Source organism: Vibrio profundi (assembly GCF_043642225.1).
GTDB classification, from domain to species: Bacteria; Pseudomonadota; Gammaproteobacteria; order Enterobacterales; family Vibrionaceae; genus Vibrio; species Vibrio profundi_A.
Map to the genome: position 1 here is coordinate 512,732 of NZ_JBHZSF010000001.1, position 20,588 is coordinate 533,319.

Sequence of the window (20,588 nt, forward strand, 5' to 3'; positions counted from 1 at the left end):
ATATTTTGGGGGACATACCTTACACGCCCTTACTTACAGGAGCTTACAACAGCTCGAATTAAGCCGTGATACCTTGTATTTACTCCTTTTAATTTCATCGGTGATACCTTGCTGAGACCTGCTTTATTGTGCGCTGTGCTGGCTGCGGGCGGCACTCAGGCGCAAACCCAACTTTACTTGGGTGGCGACTACCTATCGAATGATTCGAATTATGCGATTCAGTATGGATTCTACTTTCCTGTGAGTCCGGAACTGGACTTTGGCTATGAACTGGAATACGCCAAGTACAGTGGAAAGGTCAACTCTTTTGGTCTGAATATCAAGCCCGCTTTTAGGCAGCAAAACTTCTATTTTGCTCCGATTGGTGGCGTGCATTATTTCAGTAACGATATTGACGTTGGCTTCATGTATGGCGCTGAAGTCGGGTATATCACAGGGCCTGTAACGTTAAGAGTAGGATACAAAGAGTCTTCAGAGGAATTTAAGTACAACGACAATGTGTACCTGGGTGCGGCATTTGTTTTTTAGCTTGGTGTAAGCCCAAGTTAACTTTCGGCAGTGCCCACCAGGCTCTCTCAAACTCTGTGGGCACTGCCATTTTTTACCTCAAATATTCAAGCGCTGGCACTAGTAAGCTTTGATGCCATATGGACGAAGCAGGCTAGGTAACACGGTATCAAGGTTGGGAATATCTTCTGGCGAGATCTCGATAAGATTGAATTCATGCTTTTGATATATCGCTAATCTTTTTAGCTTTTCTTTCTCATTAATGGCACCGTTGTCCGTCCCCCAATACTGCAAATACACCTTTCCTGAGGGTAAGTAGAAATCACTGATGACATCTTCTTCGATGGGCAATTGCCTTTCGTAGGCATGGACGACACCGGCCATATATAACCAATTATCAATGATTAGCTCATCTTTGGAACGAACGTAGTGACCGTCTAAGGTTCTATGTTTCGCTTCGAATTTTTGTCTAAAGCTCGAGATGGACACATCTGTGGAATGAGCCTCAGCGTCTTGCCCTAAGAATTCGACGACCGATTGTTTGAGGCGTTTATTCTTGGTTAGAGTGTCATGCCATACCACGAACTGATTTTGGGAAGTTTTATCTTCTTTTTGCTCGCCACCGACTCGTAGCCCTGAATCTGTGATTAACCAATGTTGTTCTTCTCTTTTTATCCAACCTAACTCACTTAACAGTAGGTTGATTTTTTTCGCGCTGAGCTTAAAGCTTTCGCCAAGTTGCGTGGCGGTGAGAGTTTTGCCTGCCGTCGCGGCTAAGTCGATGAGTAGATTTTCAGGCCACACGATAAATGTGCCAAATTTAGAGTGCTCGACGTATTCCCCCCCAAACTTTTCACCGATCTCTGTCAGAACCCATCTGTCCTGAGCACGGACGATATAGCCAGCTTTTTTTAACTCACTGAATAGATCTTTGGGATCTCGTTCTCGGAGCTTAGCGAGGGCTGACGTAGAGATTTTTTCTTTCATATCGCGGTCCTGAAAATCGCTGAATCAATGCTTAGTTAGGCGTTGTATGTGTTCACATAGTGCTTCTGCAAGGTGATGTGAAGCTAAATTTCGATTGATGATGTTCATCTCTAAGCGTCCAGCTTCTACAACCGAAATCCAGTCATCCAACATCGCTGCAAAGCCTTTGATTGCGAGCATTGGCGTCCAGTCTTTTAAGGTTAGTTGAGAGTGTTGGTTGGCTGCCCATTTGTTTCCATCGACAAAGGAGTTGAACTCGTACGCTTCATTCTCAAAGGTGGCGCTGACCCGTTCTGTTGTGATGCCAAACTGTCGATTCATAGATGCATGAAGCATGGTATTTTCATGTTGCCATTGAATATCAACGCGAGCGAGTTGAGAGCCCGACATCTGATGGGTGATATAGGCATCTTGAAGGTCGGCTTTCGCATAAAGGTTCACACTGTCTAAAGGGTGAATAAAGTCATCAAACACAAAGGTACGCAGGTCACCAGGTAAGTTGTGACGGTTTTTTTCCCAACGTAATGAGCGTAAGTCTGCGCGAGTACCGGATTGAACCCCTTGCATGTGCTCGTTATACAAAGGAATGTGTCGTCGGTTAAAGCCTACATACAGCGGAGCATTATGCTTCGCCGAGAGCTCATAAAGTTTTTCACATTCACTTGCAGAGTCCGCGAGAGGTTTGTCGACAAAAGTGGGAATGCCGCGAGTCAGAAAGTAGGAAGCCACTTGAAAATGCACCGATGTTGCTGCGTGAATCATTACCGCATCCACTTTTTTAGCGATAAGTTCACGATAATCCTGACAGTAATCTCTTACTCTATGTTTATCAGACAAGTGCTTGAGCTGGTCGTAATTTCGAGTACAAAAAACCGGCTCAATACCCGGAAGTTGAGTGATGATTGGTAGATAAGCTTTGCAAGCAATATCGCCAAGGCCAATGATGCCAATTCGCATAGTAGATGCCTCTAACAAGTTGTTTCAACAAGATTATCATAGTCTCGAAGTGCGTATTGTTAAGTGTAAACAATTACAAGCGGTACGGCGTTAATATAGACAAAACGACGCAATTAGCGTCGTTTTTTAGGAAAAAGGTCAGGCAGTGAGTTAGAACGGACTATCTTTGGCAAGTTCGTTACAAATTTCGACAATTGCCAATGATAGTCCTGAACGTATGATTTGCCGTTGGCGCATCAACTGAAGTTCGTAGAATTCGATATCGATGTCGTCGTCTGGTTCGTTGACTTCGAGTTGCACCATCCCCATGCTCTTCACTAAATTGAGGTCCTTAATCGGTAAAAGGATTTGTGGGGCGGTGAATTCATACTCTTCACCGTCGCTATTCAATTTATTACGTAACTTTATGATGGCTTCAATATCGTGGTAGATATGGTTAGGTAAAACGCCTAAGCCGAAAAGCAGTTTTAGCCTAACAGAGAGGTCGCCGAGTGGCCCTGTGTCTTGTAGCAAAGGTCCGACAACGGACTGCACCGCAAAATCATCTTTAAGAAAAATACGCTGAATTAGTGCGTCGATAGAACTCTCAAAAACTTCGACGGAAGCAATAAAGAACCCCCTCACTGAAGAGGCCGAGTTTAGTTTTTCAATGATCTCGGTTTCGTTAATCGTGTTTGCCATATACTGATCTAATAATTATTGAGGGAGAAAAGCTCTCCCTCTTTATGTGTGCTTAGTTATAGCTGGTTAAATAGCTCTTCAATTTTTGCAACTTCAGTGCTCGTTGAATCTAAGCTCGTGTATTTTGCCAATGTATCTTTTATCCCGTTTTCAACGATAGATTGTTGCAGTTCAATCGCTTGAGGATCGGATTCATTGGTGTACTTCAACGCAGCTGCAATGCCTTTTAATAGCACATCATTTTTTACGCCATACTCCATTGTACCGAGTAATGGCTTGATTAATCTATCATTTGCGCCAAGTTTACGAATCGGCTGACGTCCGACGCGATCCACTTCGTCGACCAAATACGGATTGGCGAAGCGGCTTAGAATTTTTTCGATGTAAGCGGTGTGGAGTTCGCGATCAAACCCATAACGTTGAATTAAGACTTCGCCACTTTCATGCATCGCTTCTTTCACTTGAGCACGAATATCTTGATCTTCGATGGCTTGGCGAATCGTTCGATGGCCTTTTAGGCAACCTAGGTAAGCGGTAATACAGTGACCGGTGTTAAGGGTGAAGAGTTTGCGTTCCACAAACGCCATCAGGTTATCGGTTTTTTCCATCCCTTCAATGGCTGGGATGTCACCTTTGAATTGCTGTTCATCAACAATCCATTCGCTGAAGCTTTCTACCGTCACTTCTAATGGATCGTCATTGGCTGCTTCTGCAGGTGGCACAATGCGGTCAACGGCTGAGTCGACAAAGCCAACAAGCTCGTCTGTTTTACTGTGAAGTGCAGAATCTAAGTGTTTGTATACTTCACCTTTAAGGTGCGTGGTACCGCGAACCATGTTTTCACACGCGATAATGTTAAGGGGCTGCTCATTACCGGCAGCAAAGCGTTTTGTTATGCCGGTGGCAATGGTTTTAGCAATAATATCTAAAACAGTGGGGCCAACTGCTGTGGTCACTAAATCGGTATTAATGATGCGTTCAATGACATCTTCACTGGCAGAGTTGACGGCTGTCACGTGCGTGACGGTATCAATTTGGCATTGAGAGCCGACTACTTTTACTTTGTATTGCTGGTCATGACTTAGTTGATCAACCAATGGTGCATCAACGTCTGCGAAAGTAACCGCAACGTCTGCATCAGCAAGAAGTTTTCCGATGAAACCACGACCGATGTTGCCTGCGCCAAAATGTACTGCTTTTTTCATAACTATTACCTACTAAAAATAAAACCAAAAAATGTGAATCGAGAATGTGACGGTTTTTCAAAGGGGAGGCCTGCCGCATAGGGGGTGACAGCAAGGCCTCATATTGCTCAGGCGCAATAAACCTTTTTTGTTTAGCGTTACGCCGCTTGGCTACCAGATAGAATGGTTAGAATTTCATTCACATCTTGAGTAGACGTTAAGCGCTCGATTGCGTTTGGCTCATCTAGAGCGTTAGTTATAGAAGTGATGACTTGGATATGTTCATCATTTTTGGCGGCAATTCCGATAACCAGTTTTGCTTGGTCATCTGCATCTTCACCGAACTGAATACCTGATGGATACTGACAAATTACAATACCCGTCTTTAGTACTCGGTCTTTTGCTTCAACGGTGCCGTGTGGAACTGCGATTGACTCGCCTAAGTAGGTCGACACTAATTTTTCACGTTCGAACATCGCATCAACATATTCAGGTTCAGCGTAGCCAAGCTCTACCAGTTGGTTGCCAGCAAAGCGGATAGCTTCTTCTTTATTGGCAGCTTGTAGTCCGATATGGATGTTTTTACGTTCAATTTGGAACACTGACTGCTGTTCTGGTTCGTATAAATCATCATTAGCGGCAACGGCGGGTACTTTAACCACTTGGCTATCATTTGCAGCGGGTGCGTCTTTAGCGGCCAGTAGTTTTAGAACCAGTTGGCTATAAAGTGCTCCATCTAAGAAGTTCGTTAATGAAATATGTTCAGCGTGTGCAGCGTGTTTGCGAGCACGATCCGTTAAATCTTTGTGTGTAATTACGATATCAACACTGTCTGGTAGGCTGTTGATCGCGCAGTTCTCTACACTAATTTTCAAACCAGACTCTTGCACCTTCTTACGAAGCAGGCTTGCACCCATCGCACTAGAGCCCATTCCTGCATCACACGCGACGATAATGCTTTGAACATTGGCTAGGTCAACGTCACCTTTTGTTTGAGCTGTTGTTTCAACTTGGCCTTTTGATGAAGCTTTCATGCCTTTCATTTCAGACGTTGCTTTTTCTAGAGAAGAGCCATCGCCATCTTCTTCAGTTGTCGTTTGTGTTTTTAGTAGTAAAGACGCAACAGCAAAAGATACTGCAGCAGCCGATATAATCGAAGCCAGAACGCCGACGATAGACGCTTTTTGTGTCATTAACAGAATTGCGAAGATAGAACCAGGAGACGCCGGAGAAACGATACCTGCGTTAAACATAGTTAGAACGAATACACCCGTCATACCGCCAGCGATTGCCGCAAGAATCAGACGAGGATTCATAAGAATGTAAGGGAAGTAGATTTCGTGGATACCACCGAAGAAGTGAATAATCGATGCTCCGCCAGCTGTTTGTTTAGCCGTACCTTTACCAAATACCATGTAAGCTAGCAAAATACCTAAGCCTGGACCTGGGTTTGCTTCAATTAGGAAGAAGATAGATTGGCCAGCTTCAGAAGCTTGCTGAATACCTAGTGGTGAGAAAATACCATGGTTGATTGCATTGTTAAGGAATAAGATCTTCGCAGGTTCAACAAAAATGGAAGTAAGAGGTAGCAAGCCTGCTTCAACAAGGAAGTTTACGCCAGCAGCCAAACCGCCAGAAAGCACTTTTACAAATGGCCCAATCAGAAAGAACGCGATGATGGCGCAGATCATGCCGATGATGCCTGCTGAGAAGTTGTTTACCAACATCTCAAAGCCGCTTTTTATTTTGCCTTGAACTTTTGCATCGAACGTTTTGATCGCCCAGCCACCCATAGGGCCGACCATCATTGCTCCCATGAACATTGGAATATCGGTACCGACAATCACACCCATCGTTGTAATTGCACCGACAACCGCACCACGTTCACCACCAACGATTTTACCACCGGTATAGCCGATTAAGAGTGGTAGTAAGTAAGTGATCATCGGGCCGACCATTGAAGCTAATGTTTCGTTTGGCAGCCAGCCTGTTGGAATGAAAAGTGCGGTAATAAAGCCCCACGCGATAAACGCGCCAATGTTAGGCATAACCATGTTAGATAAAAATCGACCAAAATTTTGTACCTTGATCTTTGCATCTGGTGATATCATGAGGATTCCCCGTTTGATGTTCTTCTGAATATTGTGGATAACGGTTCGCCAAAACCGTCGATTGCTTAGTACCCAATCAATTTACCACATGATTTCAGTTTAGAACTGACGACGGGTTTTTTGTGACTAAAGCCCCACTATTCAATCTGCTTTGCTTATCTCACTGTGATCTCATCCACATGTTGACGCTGTAATTTCCCTACAAAACCCCACTTTCAACCCTGTCAATAATTAAATTAAGATCAAGATCTCATTTTTATGCTGTCCATATATTAAACATTTGGTGATCTTAATCACATTTAATGAATCTAATGACATTGTCATGATATTGAGAGTGATCTAGATCTCTAAATTTTGGTTAATTCGTCATAATAATTAAGAAGCTTATCGTATAACCTCAAAATATGTAATTGAGCAACATGTTAATAGTGTGTGATCTTTGCCCAATAGGAAGTGGAATAAAGCGCGATAGCAAAATGATAGGGCTGAAATGAGAAAGCCCTCATATTGCATATGAGGGCTTGTTTTGCGAAGAAACTAGATGTTATCGATGGAGGTTGATGAGCCGAGCGGCATTCTCAGCCAGATCCGCTAAATTAAAGTCTGTTTCCCGCATTGCATCTGCGAGAGACATCGCTCGGGGAACCGCAGAAAATACGGCGTCGATACCGTGGTCGTAAACGGCTTGATAACCGTCTCCGGTACATCCTGATAATGCGACTACTGGCAGGTGATATTGCTTCGCAACTTTGGCCACGCCAACCGGCGTTTTACCAAAAATCGTTTGGCTATCGATTCTGCCTTCTCCTGTGATGACGATGTCAGCGTTTTGAACGGTTTCTTTAAGGTTGACCGTATCCAAGACGATGTCGATTCCGGGTTTAAGCTGAGCACCAGTATAAGCGAGTAATGCAGCGCCCATACCACCCGCGGCTCCAGCCCCTGCAGTATCGAGAACCGACACGCCTGTTATGCTTTCTGTTAAGTGTCCAAAGTGTCGTAAGGCATCATCGAGTAAACGAATATCGGATGCTGTCGCCCCTTTCTGCGGGCCAAACACCGATGTAGCACCTTGTAGGCCACATAATGGATTATCTACGTCACAGGCCACCAAAATTTCACAGTGCTTGAGGCGATCATCAAACTTATCTAAGTTGATGGAATCGAGTTGAGCTAAGCTCCCTCCGATAGGCGCAAGCGCTTGCTGGTTGGCGTCGTTAAATTCAGCACCTAAAGCGGCAAGCATTCCTATCCCACCATCATTCGTTGCGCTACCGCCTAAGCCAATGATGAGGCGTTTCATGCCACTATCAAGCGCATGTTTGATGAGTTGCCCTGTACCAAAGCTGGTGGTCGTCTTAGGATCCCTTTGCTCGACGGGGACATGATGTAAGCCACTTGCTGCTGCCATTTCGATGACTGCGGTATTGTTATCGCCCAATACGCCATAAAAAGCTTCGACGGGTTTGTTTTGAGGCCCCTGTACTTGGATGTGTGTCAGGTGACCTTTGGTTGCATCAACAAGAGACTGAACCGTGCCTTCTCCACCATCAGCGACAGGGACGGAAACAAATTCTGCTTCTGGCCATACTCTTTGTAAACCGGAACGAATGGCATCGCATACTTGTTTTGCGCTCAGGCTTTCTTTAAACGAATCTGGGGCGATAACAACTTTCATATCACAATCCTATTTACTGTTATAAAAGCACAAGGCTAAGAAGATAAACTAAGGTCATTGCCGTGACACCTTGCACTAAGGTTGCCATAGTTTGAGCTCGGTACGCTAACCCAACCGACATACGGCTGAACTGTGACACGACCCAGAAGAAACTGTCGTTGGCATGGGAAACCGTCATTGCACCCGCACCAATCGCCATTACTGTTAGTACGCGGCCCATCTCAGAATCCAGACCTAGTTGGCTTAGCATAGGTGCAACTAATGCAGAGGTCGTGACTAATGCTACGGTTGATGAACCTTGAGCTGACTTAAGCGCGGCTGCTACGATGAATGGCATAAATATACCTACCCCAAGAGCCGATAGCGTCATTCCTAAATATTCGCCCAGCGGCGTAGCTTTGAGTACGGCACCAAATGCGCCACCTGCACCTGTGATAAGTAGGATTGGCGCTGCAGAAGTTATGCCTTGGCTAATGCGCTCGCCAAACTCTTCCACTTTATTGTCTGATTTTAATAAGCGGGTAGACAAGAATAAGCCGATAATAAGTGCGGTAAGTGGTTGGCCTAAGAAAGACAACACATCAAATAGCGCACCATCGCCTAATGGTAAACTTGGGAACTTAGCAATCGAGCCAAAACAGATCAGTAGAATTGGAACAAAAATAGGTGCGAACGCTTGGCTAGCGGTTGGCAGTTCACCGTAAGAGGCTTTCAGAGCTTTCCAATCTTGCTGAATTTCTTCTGGTTGAGTTTCGCCATCTGGTTCTACATTCTTAAAGCGGTTAGCCCATAACATACCAGCGATAGCAGCGGTTGCCGCAACGAAAACACCAATACCAATAACTAAGCCTAGATTAGACTCTAATCCTAAGTTACCTGCCGCTGCGATTGGCCCCGGTGTTGGGGGGACGAAAGTGTGAGTGGCATATAAGCCTGTAGCCAGTGCCACACTCATAGCAACGCTTGAAGTACGTAGGCGCTTTGAAAGCGACTCTTTCAGTGAGTTTAGGATGACAAAGCCCGAGTCACAGAATACTGGCACAGAAACGATGTAGCCAATGATGCTCATTGTTAAGGTTGGAAAGCGTTCACCAAGGACTTTGATGACGGTGTCAGCCATCGTGATCGCGGCGCCGCTTTTCTCTAGAATGACGCCGATGATGGTACCAAGTACAATCACCAGACCAATGTAGCCTAGAATGCCTCCGAAACCAGATGCGATGGTTTTAGCGATGCTGTCAGCGGGCAATCCGTAAGCAAATGCCGCTAAAAATGCCGCCATAATGAGGGCTAAGAAAGGGTGTAGTTTAAATTTGGTGGTTGTGAGGACGATAAAGGCTATCACCCCCAACAGAATAAAGATAAGACTCATGATAACTCCGTTTATTATAGTGTTCTCTTTCGTAAGCTGGGTTTGGCTTACGAGAGGTCTGTAGGGACGCAGTTATTATCTAATCAATCAATTGCCGTGCCTTTAGGCAGACAAACAAATAATTGGCTCATAAAACATCCATTTTTGTGCGTATGCACTAAATTAACGAAGTTTTGAGATCTGATACGCAATATAGAGTTCTGTTAATCCCATAAAATCCGTTGTGGTTAATCCAGTTATTTGAGTGATCTTATCCAAACGGTATCTGAGAGTATTTCTATGAATATACAGTGAGTTAGCGCATTCATTTGCATTGCCGTTTGCTTGAAACAAAGCTTCTAAGGTTTTAATGAGTTGCCCTGATTTATCTTGTGAGCGTAGAGTCTCCATAGGCTCACAAAGTTGTTCACCTTGCCAAAAGTTATTTAAGGGTGAGAGTAATACCGGCAATCTGAGCTCTTCATATAAGAACTTGTTCTGGTCAGGAAGGTGTTGTTTGCCAATGTGAAGCACCTGCTTAGCACTTTGATAGGATAAGTGAACTTGTGATGCCTCTTGGAAGGGCTGACCGAGTGCGATGTTAAAACCAGTGATGTGGTGTTCATCGAGCCGCTCCAGTAATGCGTTGATCCGGCCACTCTCCTGGTCACTGTCCCACTTATTCAACGATGTGCATGGCTTTAATACGACAATCTCGTTCATCGAAACCACGGCAACTAAGTTATCTCGCTCAGGATATTCTAGTAAATCGACGACTTTGCGAATGCTTTGTAGGCTTTTCGGAGTATTTTGCTGTTTAAACTCTATGATCACCGCTACTCGTGGCTTGGAGAGATCGATAGATAGCCTGGCGGCCCAATCGGCGAGTTCTTCTTTTGATAAGGTGTCTGAGATCCATGCTGAAATAAATTCTTCACGGTGGCGTCGATCCCATTGAAGTTGTTCCACTAAGGCGGCTTGATCAATGATCATCTCAGCGGTCATTTTGACTAAATTTGCGAAATCTCGGATTTCATCAGGGTTTCCGGTAATCCCGACAATTCCCACCACTTGCAGGTTACTGCGCAGAATCATATTGATGCCAGGCTTTACTCCTTTCAATGATGCACAGCTTTGCTGGTTGAGCTCAATAGAGTCACCGTGCTTTAAAGCGAGTATCGCGCCATCATGGATTTGACCAAGCCTGTCTTTTTCGCCGCTGCCGATGATAATGCCAGCATGGTTCATGACATTAATGTTGAAGCCAATAATTGCCATGGTTCTATCGACAATTTGTTGGGCAAGTTGGTGGTCTAAAATCACGGGCAAACTCCTTTCATACTTTGGCGTTTATAGGCGTATGCACAAATTAAGTCGAACTAGAGTGGATTGATTTAAGAATCGAATCACAGAAATAGCGAGGGTGGTTGTTTCGCCGCACAATATTGAGCGGTTGTCTATTCGGGGTAAATCAAAGCCGGAGGATACAAAAAAGCCACCTAATAAGGTGGCTTTAAATATTTTGGAACAGAAAGGCAGATTAGAAGCCTTTGATGTTCTCAGCTTCTAACTCAGAGAAGTACTTAACAGTTTTCACTTTAAGTTCTTGAGTTGCAGGCTCGTCACAAACAATCACTGATTTAGGGTGAAGTTGTAGAGCAGATACAGTCCATAGGTGGTTTACGCTACCTTCAACCGCAGCTTCTAGAGCAAGCGCTTTGTTGTGGCCTGTTACTAGGATCATGATTTCTTCAGAATCAAGTAGAGTACCCACACCGATAGTTAGTGCGTACTTAGGAACTTGGCTGATGTCACCGTCGAAGAAACGAGAGTTCGCGATGCGAGTGTCTTCTGTCAGAGTCTTGATACGAGTACGTGAAGACAGAGAAGACGCAGGCTCGTTGAATGCGATGTGACCGTCGTTGCCTACGCCACCCATGAATAGGTTGATTTTGCCGTAAGACTTGATCTTGTCTTCGTAGCGTTTGCACTCAACTTCGTTGTTTTCCGCGTTGCCATCTAGAAGGTTGATGTTTTCTTCTTGGATGTCGATGTGGTTGAAGAAGTTAGTGTACATGAATGTACGGTATGATTCTGGGTGATCAGCAGGGATGCCAATGTACTCATCCATGTTAAATGTAACTACGTGCTTGAAGCTAACTTCACCAGCTTTGTGTAGCTCGATAAGTGCTTTGTAAGTAGCTAGCGGAGTACCACCAGTTGGTAGACCAAGTACAAAAGGACGTTCTGCAGTTGGGTTGAAATCGTTAATGCGTTTAACGATGTGTGCTGCTGCCCATTTGCCTACTTGCGCTGCTTGATTTAACGGGATAAGTCTCATTAATTTGCCCCTAGATATTAGAATTTATTGTGTGCTGAAACATTAATTCGCATTATAAAATAAGTTTTTGGGATCTGCTATTGTTTTAGGTCAATTTTTCGCTTTTTCTTTAACCAACTTGATTTATGGCGCGAATAAGCCGTTGAATCAGGGAGGATTAACGCACTTTAACTGCAAAGAAAAAATTGTAACCAATGGCTAGAAGAGGAATAGTTGTCATCAATTGATTAAAAACTATACTTATGAGTAACCATGGAAGGTAGAGAGAAAGCGATGAGTTATAAGATTGATCCAAACGACATCCAGCATACTTATGACTTGGTCATGTCTCGTGGAATTCCGACAGAGCACGGTAGAGTGCTAGATGGTGTTGAAGCGAGGGTGGATTGCGGAGACTACGAGGTGTATTTACGAGGTTATGGGGCACAGGTAAAAATGCGTGGTCATAACTCTTATCATGTCGATTATGCTGAGCAAGCATTAAGAGATGACTTTCTTCGTAGAGTGGCTGCAATGGCAAAATGAAAGCAACGTTGAGTTTGGCTCTGTTGAACTTAGCTATCTATATAGCTTTCTAATCTCTTGCTGTCGCTGCAAAGGTTTCGATGAACGAGAAGCCCAATACTTGATGAGTTATTGGGCTTCTTTGCTGTTTTTGGAGCAAAGCAATAGGTTTGGTTAGTCTTCGAGCACTAAATCTGATTCGTATTCTTCTTTGGCTATTTCGCCTCGTTTTCCGCCATTTAGAGTGTGGAAGCGTTTACGACCTCTTGAAAGCTGAATGTATTTCAGCCATACACGCTCTAATTTTGTTTTGGCTTTATGAGGATGAGAAAGGACTTTCAGAAAGTGCTTTTCTTCGGCATTTTCTGGCAAAATTTCACCCGTTTCGAGACCCAGCATAGTGTCTCCAAACAAGGTTAGGATTTCTTCATCGACAAGAGTAAAATCACCAGACTTAGCAAATCCTCTTGGGAATTTTTTAGCGTCATAAAAACGTTTTTTTCCATGGCGGAATTCAGTCTCAGACATGTTAACCTCGGTATGTGGTTAGATTAATTACGGCGTTATTTGCTTACGCGAAACATATGGTTAAAAGACGAAAATGAAAAACAAAACGTTTTTGTCTTTACGATAAACCAATCCTAAATCGGCTTTTTGGCGGATTTATTACAGAGATGTTTTTTGATGGACGTAAAAGTATTCAGAACTTTCCTAGAAGTGGCTCGGGTCAGACATTTTGGCCGCGCTGCTGAAAATTTGTATCTCACTCAGGCGGCAGTCAGTGCGCGGATCAAGCAGCTTGAAAGCTACTTTGACACTCAACTGTTTATTCGTGATCGCAATAATATTAAGTTAACGTCATCGGGTGAACGGCTGATCGGTTATGCAGAAGTGATGGTCACGACACTGCAACAGGCCAAGTTTGAGCTTTCGCTGGAAAGTGGCAAAGCCTTACAGCTAACGTTAGGCGGTACTCCAAACATTTGGGATGCATACCTGCAAAACTGTTTAAGCGTTGTCACCGACTCATTCGGTGGTTATGGGTTCATGGCTGAAGTGATGGGGCGAGAACAGCTCAATCGTAATTTGCTTGAACGTACATTAGACATGGCATTTGCGTTTGACCAGATCAAAGCGGAAGAGCTGCATTGTAAGAAAGTTGCCGATCTAGTGTTGGTATTGGTATCGACGGAACCTGACGACTTAGAAAGTGTGTTTGAGCAAAAATATGTCTACGTCGACTGGGGAACGCGCTTTGGATCGGAACACGCTGAGCGCCACCCAAAAGTACCTGCGCCTTATTTACGTACTTCAACCGCTCGAATCGCGCTCGACTTTATTCTTGAAAAAGGGGGAAGTGCTTATTTGCCTGCCTCTTTGGTGGAACCGTTTATTGCGGCGGGACAGCTTCATAAGGTTAAAGGCGTTGAAGATTGGTATCGCCCGATTTATCTAAGTTATCGTAAGAGCAGTACATCCGTTGAAGCAATAATGCAGGTTGAAGAGTTAGTAAAAGATATTGATCCTTCCACCGCTTATACCTTGCAACAAGCCGCCGATATTTAAGCTCAATAACGTTAAAAGCCTTCTTCATTCTCGAAGAAGGCTTTTTATTGTGAGCTACGTGATAGAAGTAAGCACTTGCTTGCTAATAGAGCGAATTTAGAGGGCGACGCACATAGGTGTATGGGCGATAGGGTCGTTGATGACCTTAGCCTGCAAACTAAATACATCACTCAACAATGACTCAGTGAATACGGCCTGAGGTTCACCTTGAGTAATTAATTCCCCTTTCTTTAATACGACCAAATGATCGCAATAGCGACATGCCTGATTTAGGTCGTGAAGCACCACAATGACCGTTTTTCCTTTGTCGTTCATTGAGCGCATTAGCTTCATTAATTCAATTTGATGTGACAAATCGAGGTAGGTGGTCGGCTCATCCAGCATGACGATATCGGCATCTTGCGCGATGATCATAGCTATCCACGCTCGTTGTCGTTGTCCACCTGAAAGTGACTCAACAGGTTGATCGGCAAACTCTAAGATCCCCGTTTCAACCATAGCTTGATGAACATGCTGGTGGTCTACTTCGCTGAGTTTTCCCCAGTTAGAAATATAAGGAGAGCGACCATATTCCACTAGCTTTTTGACTGTGATGCCTTCTGGGCTTACTAACACCTGTGGAAGTAATGAAATACGCTGTGCGAGAGGCTTATCTTTCCATTGCTTGAGTGGCTTGTTATCCAACAAGACTTGTCCTGATTTGATGGCATTAATACGCGAAAGCGTTTTGAGTAATGTGGATTTACCACATCCATTTGGGCCAATTAGCGCAGTAATCTTACCTTTAGGCAGCGTTAAAGATAAATCGTGAATAATGGTGGTGTCGCCATAAGCGACCGCAAGGTTTTGGGTGACTAACATTACCAGCCCTTATAGCGTTGAAGTAAGAAAATGAAGTAAGGCGCGCCAATTAATGAAGTAAGGACGCCTGCTGGCAGTTCGACCGGCGGTTGTAAACCACGAGCAAGAATGTCGGAAATCAGTACCAGTAACGCCCCGATGATCGCTGTGGCAGGCAGTAACCATTTGTGATTGTGGCCAAAGAGTAATCGCGAAAGGTGCGGAGCAAGTAAACCGACAAAGCTGATCGTGCCGCAAATGGACACACTAATACTGGCGAGCACCACGGCGCTCACTAGGGCGAGAACTTGAACTTTCTGTGGGTTTACACCCAGCGACGTTGCCGATTCTTCACCGAGCCCCATCACATCCAGACGCCAAGCTAACCAAAAAGAAAACGGGACAAGTAGGGTTAATGTCACCCAGATGAAAGGTACTTGATCCCAGTTTCTTCCCCATAAGCTGCCTGTTAACCATACCATCGCGGTGTTGATTTCGATGGGATTCACGATCATCAAAAAATCAATCCCGCTGGAAAGAAAAGCACTGATTGCGATACCAATTAAAGCTAAGCGAGCCGGGGTAGGCTGCGTTAGATAGGCCATGATAAAAATGACACTTGCCGCAGAGATGCCACCTATCACGGCAGCCACAGGTAACATATAAAGCGGAGCTTGCGGATAAAAGATCAAAAGCGAAGTTGCTGCTAAGCCTGCGCCCGCACTAATTCCCATCAAGTCAGGGGAAGCGAGAGGATTGCGAATAACGCCTTGTACTAAAGCGCCAGATAACCCTAGCCCAGCACCGACTCCAATCGCGAGAACCAAGCGAGGCAAGCGGTATTGATTGATAATGAAATCAAACTCACCGCCAGAGCGTAGAGTATTCAAAACTTGCTGAATACTAAGATCAGCAGCTCCCACGAATAGGCTTAATGCGGCGATGAACATGAGTAGGCCGCTAAGCAACGAGATTTTGAAGGAATTCATTACAGTTTGCTCCTTAGTGCGATGAAGATAAAGCAAGGAGTGCCCAGCAACGCTGTGATAACCCCAACTGGAGTTTCTGCAGGGAAGGCGATGGCCCTTGATAAACCATCAGACCAAGTGATTAGGCTCGCCCCTAATATCGCGGATATAGGAAGCACGAGGAAAAAGTTATTGCCGACGATTTTCTTAGCGATATGCGGGATCAACAACCCAACGAAGCCAATAGGACCCGCTATCGCGACACTGGATGCCGTGAGCAACACGATGGCAATACACGATAAGACGCGGGTGTAAGTGACATTAAGCCCGAGCCCTGTCGCGACATCATCCCCTAGCGCGAGCAAATTCATATCTCTCGCGATAAGCATCGCTAGAGAAAGCCCCGCAACACTGAACGGCCATAAGGTCGCCCATTGTTCCCAGTCGATGGTTGAGATCGACCCCGCAAGCCAGCTGATCACGCTATAGGCCATGTCGTCAGCTAAGATAACGGATGCTCGGGTCAGACCTATTAACAGTGCATTGACAGCAATCCCCGCAAGCACCAGCTTGAGTGGATGAGGGCGATTTGAAAAGAATCCGCCAAGAAGCATGACAAGCGCACCACTAACCGTACCGCCTAGGGCCGCAACTGCCACACTTGGCAGGGCGCTTAACCCCCATAGGCCGATGCTACTTAGAGCCATAAAACAGGCGGCCCCAGCATTAATACCTAAGATTGAAGGAGAGGCTAATGGGTTACGAGTTAGGCCTTGCATTAAGGCTCCGGCTACCGCTAGGTTAGCGCCGATGAGTAGCCCACTGTAAACACGTGGCGCACGTAAAGTAGCGATGATTTGCTGCTCCATACTCGAGTCATCGAAGTGGAGGAGATAGCCGACGAGGTCGGACAACGATAAGTCAAAACTGGACCAAGCGATCATAGAAAACGAAAAACCGGCCAATAGTAGGCCGGTAAGTGCAATCCATGTAAAACAAACTTTTAGATTGATGGACATGAGTATCCGAGAATATCAGTAGTATCTTTAAAATAAACGTAAGTAACACAAGGTGTTAATTTAGTTCAGTAGCAGAGTCTCAAGATCTTTGGCGATGCCTTCTGCTGCCATCATGCCTCGGTTTAAAGACCAAAGAGCTGGAGATACTTTCACCGCTTGCTCTTCTTTCGCTACCGTTAGCATCTTAAATAAAGGGCTTTTTTTCCAATCATCAACCACAGTGTGCTCTTTGTATGGGCCCAGTAATAACCAATCTGGATTGATTTTCAATAGCTGCTCAAAGCTTGTCTCAATGTAGGCTTTTTCTGTGATGTTAGGGATTGGGCTATTCAAACCAAGAGTTTCGATAACGCCACCAGCATAAGAAGCTGGGCCGTGCATCCACATTCCCTTGTCTGTAACGACAGCAAATTGAATCGTGTCGCTGTTAGAGAACTTTTGCTTGTAAGTCGACATGATGGATTTGTGATCATTGATACGCGCTTGCATCAATTTCTCTTTATTTAACGCGATACCAATTTTTTGTGCAGCTTTTAAGTTCTCTTGGTATGTTTCCCCGCGGCTTTTTAATAGTAGAGTTGGCGCAATACGAGTTAGGTCTTCATACACGGCGCTATGACGTTCAGCATCCGCGATAATTAGATCAGGTTTTAGCTCAGCAATGGCTTCTAAACTCGGTTGTGAGCGCATACCAACAGAGGTCCATGGATTAATGATTTCTCTGACTGCTGGGATCACTCGTTCGATATTTTTGTCATCGGCGATTCCAACTGGAGAAACTTGCACAGACGCTAGCGCATCAACAAACGAAAACTCCAGTACGACTATACGTTCAGGGGTGCCATTTATGGAAAAAGTACCGTGCTCATCTTCGATACTGCGTTCTGCTAGAGCTTGGTTTGATAGGAGCAGCGACAGGCCAATTGCGACTGCTGAAAAGAATTTGTTAAGCATATCCATATCCATTTTTAATCAGGTGGCGGTATGGTAACTATTGACTTAATGATAATCAATATTATTTGCATTTATGATTGTAATCAAACCTATTAATTATAGGTTTATTCAAAATGGAAAGGCGGTTGGCGGTATTCGCTCGGTTACAGAAACAAAAAAAGCAGCCAATAGAGCTGCTTTTTCACTTCATACTAACGGGCTATAGATTCATAAGATTTTCTATAGACTCTTCTAAACTACTGCATTGGTATGAGTGAATATTACGACCGTCCGTCGCGTCAATCTGAATCATTGAAATGCCACCCTCAGCTTGGGACTCTAAGTAACCGAGAGACTGTTCGACAGATTGACAGGTGAGGACTTGATGGTTTTTTAAAATAATACGACAGGTGTGCAGATCCATAGCCATTTTCCTTATCCATGGTGGCTCAAATTCTTATCGTTGATTTGATACCGACCAGTTTGACGTTGTTAATAATAATTCGTATCTAGTAACTTTAGGTGATTTTTCTAATTGTGCTAAAGAAATTTTTCCCCTATTTTTAACATTCACTTCCGAAAATGGCTAATGAATCTTTTATTAAGGGATACACTCTTAGTGGTTAGGTGAACGCTATGGAGCAACGTTAGGTATGGATTCATTAGAGAATACGTTGAATGTAGAGCAATATCAGAAAGCTCGACTGGCGCGTGATGCTCGCTTTGATGGGCAGTTTTATATCGCTGTCAAAACAACGGGAATTTTCTGCAGACCGATCTGTCCCGCTTCTCCACCGAAAGAAATTAATGTGGAATATTTCTCTAATCAAGCCTTAGCATTGAAAGCCGGATATCGCCCTTGCTTGCGTTGTCGACCAGACAGTGCACCCAGTTCCTGGGCATGGAAGGGTGTCGAAACCACTTTTTTACGTGCCATTAGCTTGATTGAACAAGGAGAGCTACAGCAAAGTACCTTACCCGAATTGAGTGCACGGCTAGGCGTTTCTGATCGTTACGTAAGGATGCTATTTGAAAAGTATGTTGGGGTCTCACCAAAGCAATATGCGCAATATCATCAGGTTATGTTTGCTAAACAGCTCTTATATAGTACTTCAATGAGTATTCAGGAGGTGGGCTTCGCTTGTGGGTTCAATAGTACACGTCGCTTTAACGACTCATTTAAGAAGGCATTGAAATTGACTCCGACTCAAGTTCGTCAATCTAAGCGATCGGTGTCAGCGAGTAACCGTATTTCACTGTCATTTAAGGGCGCTTTTGATTGGCCGTATTTGCTCGAATTTTATCGGGTTAGGGCGATTGAGGGCGTTGAGCTTATCGATGAAACCAGTTACGAGAGAAAGGTTAACATTGATGGGGTAAAGGGGTGGTTTAAGGCGACGTACTCAGGTAAGCAGGCTCTGGATATTGAATTCGAGTTAGAAGACTACGCAGTGCTTAGAGCGTTTGTCACCCAAGTGCGGCGAATGTTTGATCTTGATGTCGACTTGCCCCAAGTTGAAGCTCACCTTGAGTCTTTATCGCCTACATTGGTTTGTCGTTCAGGCATTCGTATTCCGGGAGTTTGGAACCAGTGGGAGGCGGGAGTTCGCGCGGTACTGGGTCAACAAGTCTCGGTGAAAGCTGCTATAGGGCAACTGAACTTGTTGGTAAAAAACGTCGCGCAAGCGAATGGTGGTCAAACTCACTTTCCTAGCACAGAAGACGTTGCAAACCTCGATTTAAGCTTTTTAAGAATGCCACAAAGCAGGAAAGATACTCTTAAACGTTTTGCAGAATATATGAGAGCCAATGATAAGGCGCACCCTTCAGAGTGGTTAGCGCTGAAAGGCATTGGCCCTTGGACTATTCAGTACGCGCTGTTACGAGGTTTGAGTGAGCCGAATTGTTTTTTAACTGGAGATTTGATTGTGAAAAAAGCCATGGTTCAGTTTCCAGAGTTAACCGAAGAAAGTGTCGCGCCTTGGGGCAGCTATGCGACATTCCATTGTTGGAGTTCTGTATGAACCGTTACTGTTATTATTCAAGCCCTTTGGGGATCATTACTTTGCAAGCGAATGACGATGGGCTGTTGGGCGCTTGGTTTGAAGTGCATACCACTCAGCCTGATGAGCTAGGCGTGGAAGATGACCGCTTTCCTATTCTTGTAAAAACTAAGCAACAGTTAGAGCTCTATTTTCGCGGAGGGGCAGTGCAGTTTGATTTGCCTCTTGCGGCTAAGGGCACCGCTTTTCAAATGCAGGTGTGGGAAGCGTTAACAACCATTCCATTTGGAGAGACATGGAGCTATCAGCAACTCGCTGATGCGATTGGCAACCCTAAAGCGGTTCGAGCAGTTGGGTTAGCGAATGGTAAAAATCCCATTTCTGTGATTGTTCCTTGCCATCGTGTGATTGGAAAAAGTGGCAAGTTAACAGGGTATGCTGGTGGGGTGGAACGTAAGCAAAAATTATTAGAATTGGAAGGTGTGTTGTAGTTCACTATTTTACATTGGAGCCCATTCAAAAAAGCCTTTTGTGTTGAGTTCTATGTATGCTGCGGTATGCCGTTCTGTAATCATGGCTCATGTTGACTAGGCAATTAGGAATAGTGGGCTTTTCATTAGCATTATCCGGGTGCTTTGCGGAAACAGAAACCGCTTTTGAAATGCCGACAATTGTGATGTTTTCGGGTGTGTACGAAAGTTCATCTAATGACAGCTCACTCGTATTCAATAATGGGCGTGTCGAATATCGCACCATTGAAGGGAATGTTTCACGAATGTACCGTGTGGAGGGGGACCTCATTAATATTCAACCTGCGGCGAGCAGCAAAGAGACTCGGGATGATTTAGTTATGCGTATTCAAGACGGTGGTAAATTTCTGACTTGTAATATGTGCGCGGGGTATTTGATGAGCAACGTTTGGAAACTCTCTGCTGTTCAGCCTGAGTAACGTCGTATT

Annotated in this window: 21 protein-coding genes; 6 read left to right on the forward strand and 15 right to left on the reverse strand. The window is 44.6% G+C overall.

The genetic code is table 11. From position 1 onward, the window contains the following. Positions 1-108 precede the first annotated feature (108 nt). Positions 109-528, forward strand: a complete 420-nt coding sequence (locus tag ACHUFI_RS02440) for a hypothetical protein (protein WP_394246665.1) — start codon at positions 109-111, stop codon at positions 526-528. 99 nt (positions 529-627) lie between these two features. On the opposite strand, the gene ACHUFI_RS02445 is transcribed toward ACHUFI_RS02440, so the two are convergent. The 9 genes from ACHUFI_RS02445 to nagB all read right to left on the reverse strand — a co-directional run bounded on the left by ACHUFI_RS02445 (position 628) and on the right by nagB (position 11,797). Continuing rightward, positions 628-1,494, reverse strand: a complete 867-nt coding sequence (locus ACHUFI_RS02445) for a glycerol kinase (RefSeq protein ID WP_394246667.1) — start codon at positions 1,492-1,494, stop codon at positions 628-630. Between the two features lie 24 nt (positions 1,495-1,518). Further along, entirely contained in the window at positions 1,519-2,451 is a 933-nt protein-coding gene (locus tag ACHUFI_RS02450; RefSeq protein ID WP_394246668.1) for a Gfo/Idh/MocA family protein, read from the reverse strand. Positions 2,452-2,601: 150 nt separating this feature from the next. Then, positions 2,602-3,132, reverse strand: coding sequence for an MltR family transcriptional regulator (locus ACHUFI_RS02455; protein WP_394246669.1), 531 nt, complete (start codon positions 3,130-3,132; stop codon positions 2,602-2,604). A 56-nt stretch (positions 3,133-3,188) separates the two neighbouring features. Beyond that, a complete protein-coding gene (locus ACHUFI_RS02460; RefSeq protein WP_394246671.1) occupies positions 3,189-4,337 on the reverse strand; it encodes a mannitol-1-phosphate 5-dehydrogenase in 1,149 nt (382 codons plus the stop codon). Positions 4,338-4,474: 137 nt separating this feature from the next. Next, positions 4,475-6,427, reverse strand: coding sequence for a PTS mannitol transporter subunit IICBA (locus tag ACHUFI_RS02465; protein WP_394246672.1), 1,953 nt, complete (start codon positions 6,425-6,427; stop codon positions 4,475-4,477). 544 nt (positions 6,428-6,971) lie between these two features. Then, positions 6,972-8,105 carry a glycerate kinase gene (locus ACHUFI_RS02470; protein ID WP_394246673.1) on the reverse strand — a complete coding sequence of 378 codons (1,134 nt, stop codon included), beginning with the start codon at positions 8,103-8,105 and terminating at the stop codon, positions 6,972-6,974. 19 nt (positions 8,106-8,124) lie between these two features. Further along, entirely contained in the window at positions 8,125-9,477 is a 1,353-nt protein-coding gene (locus ACHUFI_RS02475) for a GntP family permease (protein ID WP_394246675.1), read from the reverse strand. A gap of 162 nt (positions 9,478-9,639) precedes the next feature. Next, positions 9,640-10,779: a sugar diacid recognition domain-containing protein gene (locus tag ACHUFI_RS02480; RefSeq protein ID WP_394246676.1), complete on the reverse strand. Its 1,140-nt coding sequence runs from the start codon at positions 10,777-10,779 to the stop codon at positions 9,640-9,642. 217 nt (positions 10,780-10,996) lie between these two features. Further along, positions 10,997-11,797 carry a glucosamine-6-phosphate deaminase gene (gene nagB, locus ACHUFI_RS02485; RefSeq protein ID WP_394246678.1) on the reverse strand — a complete coding sequence of 267 codons (801 nt, stop codon included), beginning with the start codon at positions 11,795-11,797 and terminating at the stop codon, positions 10,997-10,999. A gap of 273 nt (positions 11,798-12,070) precedes the next feature. Here nagB and ACHUFI_RS02490 point away from each other — a divergent pair, with 273 nt between their 5' ends. Next, positions 12,071-12,322: a DUF3081 family protein gene (locus ACHUFI_RS02490; protein WP_394246679.1), complete on the forward strand. Its 252-nt coding sequence runs from the start codon at positions 12,071-12,073 to the stop codon at positions 12,320-12,322. A gap of 153 nt (positions 12,323-12,475) precedes the next feature. Here the strand turns inward: ACHUFI_RS02490 and ACHUFI_RS02495 are convergent, their stop codons facing one another. Further along, the gene (locus tag ACHUFI_RS02495) at positions 12,476-12,829 is read right to left on the reverse strand and encodes a MaoP family protein (protein WP_394246681.1); all 354 of its coding nucleotides are present in this window, start codon (positions 12,827-12,829) and stop codon (positions 12,476-12,478) included. 156 nt (positions 12,830-12,985) lie between these two features. On the opposite strand from ACHUFI_RS02495, the gene ACHUFI_RS02500 reads away from it, so the two are divergent. Continuing rightward, the gene (locus ACHUFI_RS02500; protein WP_394246682.1) at positions 12,986-13,867 is read left to right on the forward strand and encodes a LysR family transcriptional regulator; all 882 of its coding nucleotides are present in this window, start codon (positions 12,986-12,988) and stop codon (positions 13,865-13,867) included. Between the two features lie 96 nt (positions 13,868-13,963). On the opposite strand, the gene fecE is transcribed toward ACHUFI_RS02500, so the two are convergent. From fecE to ACHUFI_RS02525, 5 genes are all read right to left on the reverse strand, one after another. Next, entirely contained in the window at positions 13,964-14,728 is a 765-nt protein-coding gene (fecE, locus tag ACHUFI_RS02505; RefSeq protein WP_394246683.1) for a Fe(3+) dicitrate ABC transporter ATP-binding protein FecE, read from the reverse strand. Next, the gene (locus tag ACHUFI_RS02510; RefSeq protein WP_394246685.1) at positions 14,728-15,696 is read right to left on the reverse strand and encodes an iron chelate uptake ABC transporter family permease subunit; all 969 of its coding nucleotides are present in this window, start codon (positions 15,694-15,696) and stop codon (positions 14,728-14,730) included. The genes fecE and ACHUFI_RS02510 overlap by 1 nt, the downstream gene beginning before the upstream one ends. Further along, positions 15,696-16,694 (reverse strand): FecCD family ABC transporter permease, encoded by a 999-nt coding sequence (locus ACHUFI_RS02515; RefSeq protein ID WP_394246686.1) that lies wholly within the window; start codon positions 16,692-16,694, stop codon positions 15,696-15,698. The genes ACHUFI_RS02510 and ACHUFI_RS02515 overlap by 1 nt, the downstream gene beginning before the upstream one ends. A 60-nt stretch (positions 16,695-16,754) precedes the next feature. After that, positions 16,755-17,648 carry a Fe(3+) dicitrate ABC transporter substrate-binding protein gene (locus ACHUFI_RS02520; protein ID WP_394246688.1) on the reverse strand — a complete coding sequence of 298 codons (894 nt, stop codon included), beginning with the start codon at positions 17,646-17,648 and terminating at the stop codon, positions 16,755-16,757. A 199-nt stretch (positions 17,649-17,847) separates the two neighbouring features. Continuing rightward, on the reverse strand, positions 17,848-18,051 hold the full coding sequence (locus ACHUFI_RS02525) for a hypothetical protein (protein ID WP_394246690.1): 204 nt from the start codon (positions 18,049-18,051) through the stop codon (positions 17,848-17,850). A gap of 229 nt (positions 18,052-18,280) precedes the next feature. On the opposite strand from ACHUFI_RS02525, the gene ACHUFI_RS02530 reads away from it, so the two are divergent. The 3 genes from ACHUFI_RS02530 (at position 18,281) to ACHUFI_RS02540 (ending at position 20,579) form a co-directional block, all read left to right on the forward strand. Beyond that, positions 18,281-19,651 carry a DNA-3-methyladenine glycosylase 2 family protein gene (locus ACHUFI_RS02530; RefSeq protein WP_394246691.1) on the forward strand — a complete coding sequence of 457 codons (1,371 nt, stop codon included), beginning with the start codon at positions 18,281-18,283 and terminating at the stop codon, positions 19,649-19,651. Continuing rightward, positions 19,648-20,121, forward strand: a complete 474-nt coding sequence (locus tag ACHUFI_RS02535; RefSeq protein WP_394246692.1) for a methylated-DNA--[protein]-cysteine S-methyltransferase — start codon at positions 19,648-19,650, stop codon at positions 20,119-20,121. The genes ACHUFI_RS02530 and ACHUFI_RS02535 overlap by 4 nt, the downstream gene beginning before the upstream one ends. Positions 20,122-20,234: 113 nt before the next feature. Further along, positions 20,235-20,579 carry a hypothetical protein gene (locus tag ACHUFI_RS02540; RefSeq protein ID WP_394246693.1) on the forward strand — a complete coding sequence of 115 codons (345 nt, stop codon included), beginning with the start codon at positions 20,235-20,237 and terminating at the stop codon, positions 20,577-20,579. Positions 20,580-20,588: the final 9 nt, after the last annotated feature.